Origin of the sequence: Pseudomonas canadensis (genome assembly GCF_030980095.1) — a bacterium.
In the GTDB taxonomy this organism is placed as follows: Bacteria; Pseudomonadota; Gammaproteobacteria; order Pseudomonadales; family Pseudomonadaceae; genus Aquipseudomonas; species Aquipseudomonas canadensis.
Map to the genome: position 1 here is coordinate 5,577,935 of NZ_CP133298.1, position 13,581 is coordinate 5,591,515.

Below are 13,581 nucleotides of genomic sequence, written 5' to 3' on the forward strand. Positions count from 1 at the left end.
CACTCATTTGCCCAGAATCCCCATGTCTGCTAGTGTCGCGCCGGTTTACCGTCTACCGGAATAGCCGCCATGGCCCGCAAAAAAGTTGCACTCGATTTCGAACAATCCCTCGCCGACCTGCAAACCCTGGTCGAGCGTCTGGAGAACGGCGAGTTGTCGCTGGAAGACTCGTTGACGGCGTTTGAGCAAGGCATCGGCCTGACCCGCGACTGCCAGAGCGCCTTGGCGCAGGCGGAGCAGAAGGTGCAGGTGCTGCTGGAACGTGACGGGGAGTTGGCCGAAGAACCTTTCGATGCGGAACAGCCCGAATGATCGACGCGTATCAGGCCAGTAGCCAAGCCCGGGTCAATGCGGCGTTGGAACCCTTGTTTGTTGCGCCAAGCCCCGAACTCAAGCGTCTTTACGAAGCCATGCGCTACAGCGTGATGAATGGTGGCAAGCGCGTGCGTCCGTTGCTTGCGTATGCGGCGTGCGAAGCTTTGGGCGCAGACGCCGAGCAGGCCAATGGCGCGGCCTGTGCGGTGGAGTTGATCCACGCCTATTCCCTGGTGCATGACGATTTGCCGGCGATGGACGACGACGATTTGCGTCGCGGCCAGCCAACCACCCATAAAGCCTTTGATGAAGCCTGCGCGATCCTCGCCGGCGACGGCCTGCAAAGCCTGGCGTTCAGCGCACTACTGGACCCGACGCTGAGCAGCGTCAACGCCGAGATCCGTTTGCGCATGGTCACGGCGCTGGCCGTGGCAGCGGGTCCGGCCGGCATGGTGGGTGGCCAGGCCATCGACTTGGGTTCGGTCGGCCAGAAGCTCGATCAACAAGCCCTGGAGTACATGCACCGCCACAAGACCGGCGCCTTGATCGAAGCCGCCGTGCATCTGGGCGCGCTGGCCAGTGGGCGTGCCGAAGGCGCTCAGTTGACGGCGTTGAGGACCTACGCGCTGGCCATCGGCCTGGCGTTCCAGGTGCAGGACGATATTCTCGACGTAGAAAGTGACACGGCCACCCTGGGCAAACGCCAAGGCGCCGATATCGCACGGGACAAACCGACGTATCCGGCACTGCTTGGGCTGGAAGCCGCCAAGGCTTATGCCCTGGAACTGCGTGACCAGGCCCTGAACGCCCTGCGACCTTTCGACGCGGCAGCAGAGCCACTGCGTGACTTGGCGCGGTATATCGTCGAACGTCGGCACTGATAACGGCGGCCTTTGCGGCCGCATATCGGCCAAGTTCGGTGCTCTGCGTGGGCAGTTTGCGATGCTTGAGGTAAACTGCCGCCTCTTCTATACCTATAACGATTCGCCTGATGCCCACGACGTTTCAAGAGATTCCCCGCAAGCGCCCGTCCACGCCCCTGCTTGACCGTGCTGTCACGCCGGTCGGCCTGCGTCGACTGGGTGAAGCCGAGCTGGAAACCCTGGCCGATGAGTTGCGCCTGGAATTGCTCTACACGGTCGGCCAGACCGGTGGGCATTTCGGTGCCGGCCTGGGCGTCATCGAGCTGACCATCGCCCTGCATTACGTATTCGATACCCCGGATGACCGGCTGGTGTGGGACGTGGGCCATCAGGCGTATCCGCATAAAATCCTCACGGGGCGCCGCGAGCAGATGGGCACCCTGCGCCAGAAGGACGGCATTGCCGCCTTCCCGCGCCGCGCCGAGAGCGAGTACGACACCTTTGGCGTCGGCCACTCCAGCACCTCCATCAGTGCCGCGCTGGGCATGGCGATTGCCGCCCGCCTGCAAGGCAGCGATCGCAAGGCGATTGCGGTCATTGGTGATGGCGCGCTGACCGCCGGCATGGCGTTCGAAGCGCTGAACCATGCGCCGGAAGTGGACGCCAACATGTTGGTGATCCTCAACGACAACGACATGTCGATCTCGCGCAATGTCGGTGGCCTGTCCAATTACCTGGCCAAGATCCTCTCCAGCCGCACCTACGCCAGCATGCGCGAAGGCAGCAAGAAGGTGCTCTCGCGTCTGCCTGGCGCGTGGGAAATTGCCCGCCGTACCGAAGAATATGCCAAGGGCATGCTGGTACCGGGCACCCTGTTCGAAGAGCTGGGCTGGAACTACATCGGCCCGATCGACGGCCACGACCTGCCCACCCTGATCGCCACGCTGCGCAACATGCGTGACCTCAAGGGCCCACAGTTCCTGCATATCGTCACCAAGAAAGGCAAAGGCTTCGCCCCGGCGGAAGTCGACCCGATCGGCTACCACGCCATCACCAAGCTGGAACCGCTTGACGCTCCCGCCGCTGCGCCGAAAAAGGCCAGCGGGCCGAAGTATTCCGGTGTGTTCGGCGAATGGCTGTGCGACATGGCCGCCGCCGACCCGCGCCTGGTAGGCATTACCCCGGCGATGAAGGAAGGCTCCGACCTGGTAGCCTTCAGCGAGCGTTTCCCGCTGCGCTACTTCGATGTGGCGATTGCCGAACAGCACGCGGTGACCTTCGCCGCCGGCATGGCCTGTGAAGGCGCCAAGCCGGTGGTGGCGATCTACTCCACCTTCCTGCAGCGCGGTTACGATCAGTTGGTACATGACGTGGCAGTGCAGAACCTCGACGTACTGTTCGCCATCGACCGCGCTGGTTTGGTGGGCGAAGACGGCCCGACCCACGCCGGCAGCTTCGACTTGTCTTACCTGCGTTGCATCCCCGGCATGCTGGTGATGACACCGAGCGACGAGAACGAACTGCGCAAGATGCTCAGCACCGGCCACCTGTACAACGGCCCGGCGGCTGTGCGTTACCCACGCGGTAATGGCCCGAATGCAGTGATCGAGAAAGACCTTGAGCCTATCGAGATCGGCAAGGGCATCGTGCGTCGCCAAGGCAGCAAGACTGCGTTCCTGGTGTTCGGCGTGCAACTGGCGGAAGCGCTGAAAGTAGCCGAGAAAATCGACGCTACCGTGGTCGACATGCGCTTCGTCAAACCGCTGGATGAAGACCTGGTGCGTGAGATTGCCGGCAGCCATGAGCTGCTGGTGACCGTCGAAGAAAACGCCATCATGGGCGGTGCCGGTGCGGCCGTCAGCGAGTTCCTGGCGCGGGAGAATATCCTCAAGTCGGTGCTGCACCTGGGCCTGCCGGATGTGTACGTCGAGCACGCCAAGCCTGCGCAGATGCTGGCGGAATGCGGGTTGGATGAGGTCGGCATTGAAGCGTCAGTGCGCGAGCGCATGGCACTACTCCGCCTGTAACACCCCGAACACTTGTAGGAGCTGGCTTGCCAGCGATAGCGGCCGCACATTCAACATCAATGTGTCAGACAGACCGCCATCGCCGGCAAGCCGGCACCTACAACGCTATGGACAGCCCATGAATCGTCTGCACTTTGCCCTGCCCTTTCTTCTTCTGCCTGCCACCGACCTGCTCGCCGACACCCGCGACGACGCCTTGAAACTCCCCGATGTGGTCATCAGCGCCAACCGGCAGGTCCAGTCCCGCAACGACAGCAGCGCCGCCAACACCGTCTTCACCCGCGACGATATCGACCGCCTGCAACCCACCAGCGTGACTGACCTGCTCAGCCGCGTGCCTGGCGTACAAGTCGCGCCGACCGGTGGCCGTGGCAGCCTGCCGGGGATTTATATCCGTGGCACCAAATCCGCACAAAGCCTGGTGCTGGTGGACGGCCAGCGCATCGCCAACACCACTTCCGGCGACAGCGGCCTGCAGTACCTGAACGTCGATCAGATTGAACGGGTTGAAGTGCTGCGCGGCTCGCGCTCGGTGATCTATGGCAGCGATGCGATTGGCGGCGTGATCCAGGTGTTCACTCGACGTAATGCCGAGCAGGGTCTACAGCCGCGCTTGAAAATGGGCTTTGGCAGTCACCAAACCTGGGAGCGCAGCCTCGGTCTGTCCGGTGGCGATGAACACACGCGCTTCAACCTCGGCGCGAGCCTGGATGAGACCGCCGGAATTAACTCGACGCACACGTCATTTCCCAGCGATGGCGACCATGATGCCTACCGCAACCAGTCCATCAGCCTGAACCTTAGCCACGCCTTCAACGATGAGCTGGAAGCGGGTTTCAATCTGTTGGATAACCGTGGCAAGTCGGAGTACGACAACAGCTTCGGCCGCTACGACTTCGCCACCGGGCAAACGCTGGGGCAAAAGCCCTACACCGACTACACCGTGAGCAGCGCCAGCGGCTACGTGGATGCCAAACTCAACGAACGCTGGCAATCGCGCCTGGAACTGGGCCACAGCGAGAACCGCGATACCAAGCGCGACACCCTCAGTGACGATTTCAGCGTGTTCAACACCTACCGCGACTCGATCAACTGGCAGAACGATCTGACACTGAATGAGCAAAACAGCCTGATACTCGGCGGTGACTGGTACGAAGACCGCCTCCATGGCTCTACCACCTTTACCGAGAACAGCCGCTGGAACCGCGCAGCCTTTGTGCAGCATCGCTTCCACGGCGAAGGGTTTTCCACCGAGCTGGGCCTGCGGCGCGACCAGAACCAGCAGTTTGGCGGGCAGAACAGCTGGAGCGGCACCCTGACCTTACCGATCAACTCGGACAATGATCTGCTGCTGAGCTACAGCGAGGGCTTCCGCGCCCCTACGTTCAATGACTTGTACTACCCGGACGAATACGGCTTCAAGAACAGTAACCCTGACCTGAAGCCCGAAACCTCGAAAAGCTACGAAGTGCAATGGCGTAGCCAACTCAGCGACACCAGCCGCCTGGAAGCTTCGCTGTACCGCACCGATATCCAAGATGCGATCGTGTTCGGCAGCGACGGCCCGCAAAACGTCAGTTCGGCGCGCATCAACGGCTTCGAAGCCGCGCTCAAGCAAGAGCTGTTCGGCTGGCAAAGCAGCTTGGGACTGGCAATGATTGATCCACGAGACCGCGATTCCGGACGTACGCTGGCGCGTCGCGCCAGGCGCACCGTGAGCCTGGACCTGGATCGCCAATTCGACCAATTCGGCATCGGCGCCAGCTGGCAGGCAGTCAGCAGCAGCTACGACGACCCGAAAAACCAGCAGCCGTTGGGTGGCTATGGGTTGCTCGGGTTGCGCGCCAGTTGGGCGCTGAACCGCGAAATCATGCTGAACATGAAGGTCGATAACCTGCTGGACAAAGCCTACAGCCGGGCGCTGTATCAGTATCAAGGCCAGCAATTTGGCTACCGGGAAGAGGGCCGTGCGCTGATGGTTGGCGTGACTTGGACGCCGGACCTCTAGCGAGGCGCGATCACCTCACACAACCGCGCCACCGCCTCCAGCATCTGCCCGCTGGGCCGCTCCAGGCCCTTATCCGGCACCACTCGCACCCGTTCCGCCATCGCTGGCCAGACCTTCCAGGCCTCCTTCTGTGCTTGATCCCCGACCAGAATCAATTCGGGATCACGCTGCAACACCGACTCAATACTCACCTGCGGCGCGGGCAGCCTGAGGTCATCGAACACATTGCGCGCACCGCACACATTCAACGCATCGCTGATGATCTGCCCGCCGCCCACGGTATACAGCGGCTGGTTCCACACCTGGTAAAACACACGCAATGGCTCGGCACGCTGATAGCGCTGACGCAGTTCGACCAAGCGTTGGCGTAATTGCGCGGCCAATTGCCGGCCGGCTTCAGCACGGCCCAATTGCTCGGCGATGGCCTGGACCTGGGTGGTGAGTTGTTCAAGGCTATGGGGCTCAGCGACATAAACCGGGATGTTCAGCCGCTGCAACTGCGCACGCTGGGCCGGGCCGACGCTGCCGGGCCACAGCAGGATCAGATCCGGCTTGAGGCTGAGCAGGCGCTCCATGTCCAATTGGCCGTAACGCCCCACTGACGGCACTTGCGCCAGCGCAGCCGGACGATCGCCGCCATCGAGTACCCCCACCAGCACGTCGGCAGCACCCAATTCAGCGACGATTTCAGTCAGGGACGGTGCCAGGCTGACCACCCGCTCGGCCGCCAAAGCCTGGGCAGAGCACGCCAGCAGCAAAACCGCCAGCCAGCGACGTCTCATCCCAGTTGACGGGGGATGCGGTAGAGGTAGAACAGCACCAGCGTCGACAGTGCCAGCAGGAACAGCGGCACCGCCTCCAGGCCGACGAACACCGCCAGCGCGCCGATCCAGGCCGGGACGGCTGCCACCAGCAACGCCGTACGCCGACGGGCCGCCAAGGTCATCCAGGCAGCCGGTTCTTCCGGGGTATCGAGGGCTTTGGAGGTGGCGATCAACGCGTGCTTATAGCCGTGGAAGTAACGCAGGCTGAGAAACATCGAGGCCACGCCGGCAATGAAGAACGGCATGGCCAGCACCGGGAGCAAGGATTCGGCTTGGCCGAACACCAGGTTGATCACAAACAGGGGGAGCAGCGCCAGGGCCAGGTACTGCCACCAACTGAAGGACAGTCGCCGTTTCACCTGGCCTCGGGTCACGCGCGGTCGACCTCGCCCTGGTGCTCGTTGCCCATCATGTGGTCGAGCTTGCTGGCCTTGGTGGCCAGGTAGAGCTTGTTGTGCGGGTTGTGCCCGGTGTGCAGCGGCACGCGCTCGGCCACGGTGATGCCCATCTCGGTCAAGGCTTTGACCTTGCGCGGGTTGTTGGTCATCAGGCGCAGGGACTTGACGCCCAGGTGCTCCAGCATCGGCAGGCAGATCGCGTAGTCACGCTGGTCGGCAGCAAAGCCCAGGCGCTCGTTGGCTTCAACGGTATCGGCGCCGCCATCTTGCAGCTCGTAGGCGCGGATCTTGTTCATCAGGCCAATGCCACGGCCTTCCTGACGCAGGTACAGCAGCACGCCACGGCCTTCACGGGCGATGGCCCGCATGGCGGCTTCCAGTTGCGAACCGCAGTCGCAGCGCTGGCTGAACAGCGCGTCGCCGGTCAGGCATTCGGAATGCACACGCCCCAGCACCGGCGCGCCATCAGCGATATCGCCCAAGCTCAGCACAACGTGCTCGCGCCCGGTGGCTTCTTCGAGAAAGCCGTTCATGGTGAACGTGGCAAAAGGGGTAGGCAGCTTGGAAGCGGCGACGAAAACGACGGGCACCGTGTGCTCCTGATTTCAGTTTTTACGATGGCGGCCATTGTAACAGCAGGTTCCTACAGACGCTTAAGCTGAATTATCGCTGATAAAGATCAATAGGTTCGATTGGCCTTCTTATTGATTCTATGTAGGAGCGAGCTTGCTCGCGAAAAATCGTCAACGATGACGCAAGCATTCTGAGTGACCGCGGCGTGCTTGCGTTTTTCGCGAGCAAGCTCGCTCCTACAGGGGATCTAGAACGGATAGGGTTGTTTCCAGTGCTCGAAAATCGCCTTTAACTCGCCGCTTTTCACCAGGGCCGCCATGCGCTGGTCGAAGACGCCCATCAAGGCGCGGCCCCGTTCGTTATCGGCAAACCCGATGTATAACGGGAGTTCGGCGATGTGAGTCAGTGCGAACTTCGACGGATCACCTGCCTGATTGAGCACGTACTTGGCCTCGGTCAGCGCATCGATGTAGAAGTCGGCCCGCGCGTGTTCCAGCATCGGCAAAATACCGTCGCGGCGCTCGATCTGGTTGAAACGGTGCACATTGGGCAAGTACTCCTCGTACTTGTAGCCACGCACCCAGGCCAGGCGGTAATTGCCCAGCGTGGCTACCGTCGGCGCTGGCGTGCTGGCCAGGCCGAGGGCGTAGATGTGGTCGGAATCGAAATTCCAGTGGGGGTACAACACACCCGTGGCTTCATCGCGATAGGACCCGACCCAGCCATCCACTTCGCCGCGCTGGGCCAGGCCGACCGAGCGGGTGTAGGGCACCGAGCGCGTCTGCAGCGTGATTCCGGCAGGTTCGAACACCTTGCGCAGCACGTCCCAGGCCAGGCCGCTACCGTCTTTGTTGGTGTAGTCGTTCCACTCTTCACTGGCCAGCATGACCTTGCCGGGCACGCCCTGTGCCTGGACCAACGACGTAAAGGCACACAGCACTATCAGCAGCCAACGGCGCACATCCATGGTGGCGACCTCCTACAGGGCCTTGCATCCTTAATTACGCTATAGAGGGTAGCGCAGCTCGCCGATTCAGGGCATCCCGCGAAAATGTTGATAACCACGAATGGCTGGCGTGATGTCTTGCCCGTTGGCGTCCAGCAGTGTCACGCCCTGCCCCGCCTCGACCCGTCCGATCACATGGACCGGCCAGCCGTCGGCCAGCAACGGCGCCAGCTCGACGGGTGGCAGGGTGAACACCAGCACATAGTCATCGCCCCCGCTCAACGCCGCTATGCGCGCCGCGTCATCGCCGACAAACGCCAACAGCGCCTGAGACAAAGGCAAGCGCTGACGCTCGATCAACAGACTGACAGCCGAGGCTGTGGCGATATGCCCGCAATCAGCCAGGAGGCCGTCGGAAATATCCATGGCAGACGTAGCCTTGCCGCGCAGCGCCAGCCCCAGGCCCAACTGCGGTTGCGGCGACCAGTAGTGGGCCAGCAGTGGATCAGCGATGGCCGCGTCAGCACTGCGCTCGCCCAATACCAACGGCAACGCGCCGGCCGCATTGCCCAGCTCGCCGCCGACACACAGCAGGTCACCCGGCTGCGCACCGCTGCGGGTCAAGGCTCGCCCGGCGGGTACGCGACCAAACACAGTCAGGGTCAGGCTTAACGGCCCACGGGTGGTATCGCCGCCCACCAGGCCCACGCCGCAGCTTTGCGCCATCAGGTTCAAACCCTGGGCATAGCGTTGCAGCCAATCGGCATCGACCGTCGGTGTGGTGAGAGCAAGGGTAAAGGCGAGGGGGTTGGCGCCCATGGCGGCCAGGTCGCTTACCGCCACGGCCAACGAGCGCTGGCCCAGCAGGAACGGGTCGCAGGGGTCGGCAAAATGCACCCCGGCCACCAAGGTATCGGTGGAGATTGCCAGCTGCTCCGCGGCGGGGAGCGCCAGCAAGGCGCAGTCGTCACCAATCCCAAGTGCAATGCCTTCGCCGCCTTGCGCACAGGGCGCGGCGGCGAAGTAATTGCGGATCAGCTCAAACTCGCCCATCAAGGATTCAAGCGCGGTTTAGCGCTTGTACGCCTTCACTTCGGCTTCACGCAGGCGCGGGGCCAGCTTGTCGAGCACGCCGTTGACAAACTTGTGGCCGTCGGTCGAACCGTAGACTTTCGCCAGTTCGATACCTTCGTTGATCACCACGCGGTACGGCACGTCGACGCGATACAGCAGTTCCCACGCGGACAGGCGCATCACGCACAGTTCAACCGGGTCCAGCTCTTCGATGGTCAGGTCCAGGCAAGGTGCCAGGGCCGTGTCGATCTCGGTCAGGTGCGCATGCACACCGTGCAGGATGTCGTGGAAGTACGGCAGGTCGGCGAAGGTGAAGTCGTTGTCGACGCGAAACTGTGCTTCGATCTCGTTCAACGAAGCGCCCGCCAGGTGACGCTGGTACAGCGCCTGGGTCGCCAACTGACGAGCAGCGCGACGCTTCTCGTTCTTGGACGGCTTGCCAGCATCGGCTGGACGTGGCTCACGCGGGTTGAAGTTGTCGCTCTCGTCGGAAATCACTTGGCCTCCAACTGCGACAGCAGGCTGACCATTTCCAGGGCGGACAGGGCAGCTTCAGCGCCTTTGTTACCGGCCTTGGTGCCGGAACGCTCGATGGCTTGCTCGATGGAATCAACGGTCAGCACGCCGAAGGCGACTGGCACACCGAACTCCATGGACACCTGGGCCAGGCCCTTGGTGCATTCACCGGCCACATATTCGAAGTGCGGAGTACCGCCACGAATGACTGCGCCCAGGGCAATGATTGCCGCGTACTCACCCTGTTGGGCAACTTTCTGCGCAACCAGTGGAATTTCGAAGGCGCCAGGGGCACGGATGATGGTGATGTCGCTCTCGCTCACACCGTGGCGAACCAGGGCGTCCACGGCACCGCTTACCAGGCTTTCAACCACGAAGCTGTTGAAGCGGCCAACCACAAGGGCGTAGCGGCCTTTGGGGGCGATGAAGGTACCTTCGATGGTCTTCAGGGTCATTCGACAAATCTCTTAAAGAGCCGGGACGCGTGTATGACGCGTCCCTTAGTGATATTTGAACCGCGAACAAGGGGCGAAAATCGCCAGCCTTTATTCGGAGGGCACGTATTCTACTACTTCCAGGTCGAAACCGGATATCGCATTAAATTTCATTGGCGCACTCATCAAGCGCATTTTGCGCACGCCCAGGTCACGCAGGATCTGCGAACCGGCGCCGACGATGCTGTAGGTGGTCGGTTTTTTCACCGGCGCGTGGTCAGCCGTTTCGCGGATATGCGCCAGCAAGACATCGCCATCCAGCGGGTGACCGAGCAACAGCACCACACCGCTGCCAGCCTCGGAGACCGCAGCCATAGCGGCGCGCAGGCTCCAGCGGCCCGGTTGCTTGACCATCAGCAGGTCGCGCAATGGGTCCATGTTGTGCACACGCACCAGGGTCGGCTCTTCGGCGCAAATGCTGCCCAGGGTCAGGGCCATGTGCACGTCGCCTTCCACTGAATCACGGTAGGTCACCAAATTGAATTGGCCCAGTTCGCTGTCCAGTGGCTGCTCGGCAATCCGCTGAACGGTACGTTCGTGGATCATGCGGTAGTGAATCAGGTCGGCAATGGTGCCGATCTTGAGGTTGTGTTCGGCGGCAAAGGCTTCGAGTTCGGTACGACGCGCCATGGTGCCGTCATCGTTCATCACTTCGCAGATCACCCCGCTCGGCTCGAAACCGGCCATGCGCGCCAGGTCGCAGGCGGCTTCGGTGTGGCCGGCACGGGCCAGGGTGCCGCCCGGTTGGGCCATCAACGGGAAGATGTGGCCGGGGCTGACGATGTCTTCGGCCTTGGCGTCTTTCGCGGCGGCGGCCTGCACGGTGCGGGCGCGGTCGGCGGCGGAGATGCCAGTGGTGACGCCAGTGGTGGCTTCAATCGAGACGGTGAACTTGGTACCAAAACCCGAGCCATTGCGCGGCGCCATCAACGGCAGCTTGAGCAACTCACAGCGCTCACGACTCATGGGCATGCAGATCAGCCCGCGGGCGTGCTTGGCCATGAAGTTGATGTGCTCAGGCAGGCAGGCCTCGGCGGCCATGATGATGTCGCCTTCGTTTTCGCGGTCTTCGTCATCCATCAGGATGACCATCTTGCCTTGGCGGATGTCTTCAACCAGTTCTTCGATGCTATTGAGCGCCACGCGGCACCCCCTTGGTCAGGATTTCAGGTAGCCGTTAGCGGCCAGAAAGCTTTCAGTGATGTTACCGGATGCAGGCTCTGCGGCCTTTTCGCCCAGCAACAGGCGCTCCAGGTAACGGGCAAGCAAGTCCACCTCCAGGTTCACCCGGCGACCTGGCTGGTAAGACGCCATGATGGTTTCGCTGAGGGTGTGGGGAATGATGGTCAGTTCAAATTCGGCGCCATTCACGGCGTTCACAGTCAGGCTGGTGCCGTCGACGGTGATCGAGCCTTTATGGGCGATGTACTTGGCCAGCTCTTTCGGCGCGCGGATGCGAAATTCCACGGCCCGCGCGTTTTCGCTGCGCGCGACCACTTCGCCGACGCCGTCGACGTGGCCGCTGACCAGGTGACCGCCGAGGCGAGTGGTCGGGGTCAGGGCTTTTTCCAGGTTGACCGGGCTACCGGCCTTGAGGTCGTTCATCGCGGTGCAGTCCAGGGTTTCCCGGCTGACATCGGCGGCAAAACCGTTGCCTGGCAGCTCGATGACGGTCAGGCACACGCCGTTGATGGCAATGCTGTCGCCCAGCTTGACGTCGCCCAGGTCGAGCTTGCCGGTTTCAACCGACAAGCGAACGTCGCCGCCTTTTGGGGTCATTGCACGAATGCTGCCGATGGATTCGATGATGCCGGTGAACATGGCCTTCTCCTGGAAAACGTTACCGCGCTGGGCGCAGGCAGAAAATTATACGCTCGCTGCTGGCACAGGGATGGCAGTGACTCGCCAGTCATCGCCCACAGCGCGCATTTCAGTGATCTTGAGTTGGGGGGCATCGGCCAGTTTCTCAAGCGGCCAGTCCAACAAAGGCCGCGCGGCGGAACCGAGGAACTTGCCGGCGATGAAAATCACGTATTCATCCACCAGGCCTTGCTGGGCAAATGCACCGGCCAGGCTTGGGCCGGCTTCCACCAGTACTTCGTTGACGCCACGGGCCGCCAGCGCCACCAGCGCCGAGCGCAGGTCGACCTGGCCATCGACGCCCGGCACTACCAGGCACTCGGGGCCACGGGGGAATTGGTTTTCCGCGGTCACGCAGGTGATGACCAACGCCGGGCCAGCCTTGAAAAACGGCGCATTGAGCGGCACCCGCAGGCGGCCGTCGATCAGCACGCGCAACGGCGGGCGCGACATGGCCAGGGCGGTGGTGGCTTCATCCAGGCCGAGTTCGGCGGCGCGCACAGTCAGGCGGGCGCCGTCGGCCAGCACCGTGTCGGCGCCAGTCAGCACCACACTCGCCTCGGCGCGCAGGCGTTGCACAGCGGCGCGGGCAGCCGGACCGGTGATCCATTGGCTTTCGCCACTGGCCATCGCGGTGCGGCCATCCAGGCTCATCGCCAGCTTGACACGCACGAAGGGCAGGCCGTGTTCCATGCGCTTGAGGAAACCCGGATTCAGCGCGCGTGCTTCAGCTTCCAACACACCGCTGCGCACCTCGATACCGGCTTGAGCCAGGCGCTGCATGCCGCGCCCCGCCACTTCCGGGTTCGGGTCCTGCATCCCGGCCACCACGCGGGCGACACCCGCGGTGACCAACGCATCAGCGCAAGGCGGCGTGCGCCCGTGATGGCTGCACGGTTCGAGGGTCACGTACACCGTGGCACCTCGGGCCTTGGCACCGGCGGCGCGCAGGGCATTGGGCTCGGCATGCGGTTCGCCGGTCCGCTCATGCCAGCCTTCGCCGACAATCTGCCCATCACGCACAATCACGCAACCCACACGTGGGTTGGGATGGGTGGTGTACAGGCCCTTGCGCGCCAGTTCCAGGGCGCGGGCCATGTAATGGGCGTCGAGCACAGCTTGTTCGGCAGACGGTGGGTTCATTCTTTGGCAGGCTCACGGGCCAGGCGGTCGATCTCTTCGCGGAACTCATTGAGATCCTGGAAGCGTCGATACACCGAGGCGAATCGGATGTAGGCAACTTCGTCGAGCTTTTGCAGCTCGCCCATCACCAGTTCTCCAACCACCAGACTCTTGACCTCGCGTTCGCCGGTGGCGCGCAGCTTGTGCTTGATATGCACCAGCGCCGCCTCCAGCCGCTCGACACTCACCGGGCGTTTTTCCAGGGCGCGCTGCATACCGGCGCGCAGTTTTTCTTCGTCGAAAGGCTGGCGGCTGCCGTCGGACTTGATCAGACGTGGCAATACCAGTTCGGCGGTTTCGAAGGTGGTGAAACGTTCACCGCAGGCCAGGCATTCGCGCCGGCGACGCACTTGATCGCCCTCGGCGACCAGACGCGAGTCAATGACCTTGGTGTCGTTGGCACCGCAGAAGGGACAGTGCATGGTAGGCAGGCAACAAATAAAGGGAGGGCCATGGTAGCGCATCCCTGTGGCAAGACAAGCCATAGCCTTTACGGTATAT

At 62.6% G+C, this 13,581-nt stretch carries 15 protein-coding genes; 4 read left to right on the plus strand and 11 right to left on the minus strand.

From position 1 onward, the window contains the following. Nucleotides 1–69 precede the first annotated feature (69 nt). From RB216_RS25940 to RB216_RS25955, 4 genes are all read left to right on the plus strand, one after another. A complete protein-coding gene (locus tag RB216_RS25940; RefSeq protein ID WP_003176346.1) occupies nt 70–312 on the plus strand; it encodes an exodeoxyribonuclease VII small subunit in 243 nt (80 codons plus the stop codon). Continuing rightward, complete coding sequence (ispA, locus tag RB216_RS25945; RefSeq protein WP_028618102.1) at nt 309–1,196, plus strand: (2E,6E)-farnesyl diphosphate synthase; 888 nt, start codon at nt 309–311, stop codon at nt 1,194–1,196. The genes RB216_RS25940 and ispA overlap by 4 nt, the downstream gene beginning before the upstream one ends. 110 nt (nt 1,197–1,306) lie before the next feature. Next, on the plus strand, nt 1,307–3,205 hold the full coding sequence (dxs, locus tag RB216_RS25950; protein ID WP_028618103.1) for a 1-deoxy-D-xylulose-5-phosphate synthase: 1,899 nt from the start codon (nt 1,307–1,309) through the stop codon (nt 3,203–3,205). A 118-nt stretch (nt 3,206–3,323) separates the two neighbouring features. Then, nucleotides 3,324–5,213 (plus strand): TonB-dependent receptor domain-containing protein, encoded by a 1,890-nt coding sequence (locus RB216_RS25955; RefSeq protein ID WP_028618104.1) that lies wholly within the window; start codon nt 3,324–3,326, stop codon nt 5,211–5,213. On the opposite strand, the gene RB216_RS25960 is transcribed toward RB216_RS25955, so the two are convergent. From RB216_RS25960 to nrdR, 11 genes are all read right to left on the minus strand, one after another. Further along, the gene (locus RB216_RS25960; RefSeq protein ID WP_028618105.1) at nt 5,210–5,995 is read right to left on the minus strand and encodes a cobalamin-binding protein; all 786 of its coding nucleotides are present in this window, start codon (nt 5,993–5,995) and stop codon (nt 5,210–5,212) included. The two genes, RB216_RS25955 and RB216_RS25960, sit on opposite strands and share 4 nt — an antisense overlap. Beyond that, entirely contained in the window at nt 5,992–6,411 is a 420-nt protein-coding gene (locus RB216_RS25965; RefSeq protein WP_028618106.1) for a nuclear FMR1 interacting 1 family protein, read from the minus strand. The genes RB216_RS25960 and RB216_RS25965 overlap by 4 nt, the downstream gene beginning before the upstream one ends. After that, nucleotides 6,408–7,025 (minus strand): GTP cyclohydrolase II, encoded by a 618-nt coding sequence (ribA, locus tag RB216_RS25970; protein WP_016978544.1) that lies wholly within the window; start codon nt 7,023–7,025, stop codon nt 6,408–6,410. The genes RB216_RS25965 and ribA overlap by 4 nt, the downstream gene beginning before the upstream one ends. 230 nt (nt 7,026–7,255) lie before the next feature. Then, complete coding sequence (locus RB216_RS25975) at nt 7,256–7,975, minus strand: substrate-binding periplasmic protein (protein WP_028618107.1); 720 nt, start codon at nt 7,973–7,975, stop codon at nt 7,256–7,258. A gap of 66 nt (nt 7,976–8,041) precedes the next feature. Further along, on the minus strand, nt 8,042–9,007 hold the full coding sequence (thiL, locus tag RB216_RS25980; protein ID WP_068937055.1) for a thiamine-phosphate kinase: 966 nt from the start codon (nt 9,005–9,007) through the stop codon (nt 8,042–8,044). A gap of 18 nt (nt 9,008–9,025) precedes the next feature. Beyond that, on the minus strand, nt 9,026–9,526 hold the full coding sequence (nusB, locus tag RB216_RS25985; RefSeq protein ID WP_010206836.1) for a transcription antitermination factor NusB: 501 nt from the start codon (nt 9,524–9,526) through the stop codon (nt 9,026–9,028). After that, nucleotides 9,523–9,999 (minus strand): 6,7-dimethyl-8-ribityllumazine synthase, encoded by a 477-nt coding sequence (gene ribH, locus RB216_RS25990; RefSeq protein WP_003176356.1) that lies wholly within the window; start codon nt 9,997–9,999, stop codon nt 9,523–9,525. The genes nusB and ribH overlap by 4 nt, the downstream gene beginning before the upstream one ends. Nucleotides 10,000–10,089: 90 nt before the next feature. Then, a complete protein-coding gene (ribBA, locus tag RB216_RS25995; protein ID WP_016978541.1) occupies nt 10,090–11,181 on the minus strand; it encodes a bifunctional 3,4-dihydroxy-2-butanone-4-phosphate synthase/GTP cyclohydrolase II in 1,092 nt (363 codons plus the stop codon). Between the two features lie 15 nt (nt 11,182–11,196). Continuing rightward, nucleotides 11,197–11,859 carry a riboflavin synthase gene (locus tag RB216_RS26000; protein WP_028618109.1) on the minus strand — a complete coding sequence of 221 codons (663 nt, stop codon included), beginning with the start codon at nt 11,857–11,859 and terminating at the stop codon, nt 11,197–11,199. A gap of 45 nt (nt 11,860–11,904) precedes the next feature. Next, a complete protein-coding gene (gene ribD, locus RB216_RS26005; protein WP_016978539.1) occupies nt 11,905–13,041 on the minus strand; it encodes a bifunctional diaminohydroxyphosphoribosylaminopyrimidine deaminase/5-amino-6-(5-phosphoribosylamino)uracil reductase RibD in 1,137 nt (378 codons plus the stop codon). Next, a complete protein-coding gene (gene nrdR / locus RB216_RS26010) occupies nt 13,038–13,502 on the minus strand; it encodes a transcriptional regulator NrdR (RefSeq protein ID WP_010206843.1) in 465 nt (154 codons plus the stop codon). The genes ribD and nrdR overlap by 4 nt, the downstream gene beginning before the upstream one ends. Nucleotides 13,503–13,581: the final 79 nt, after the last annotated feature.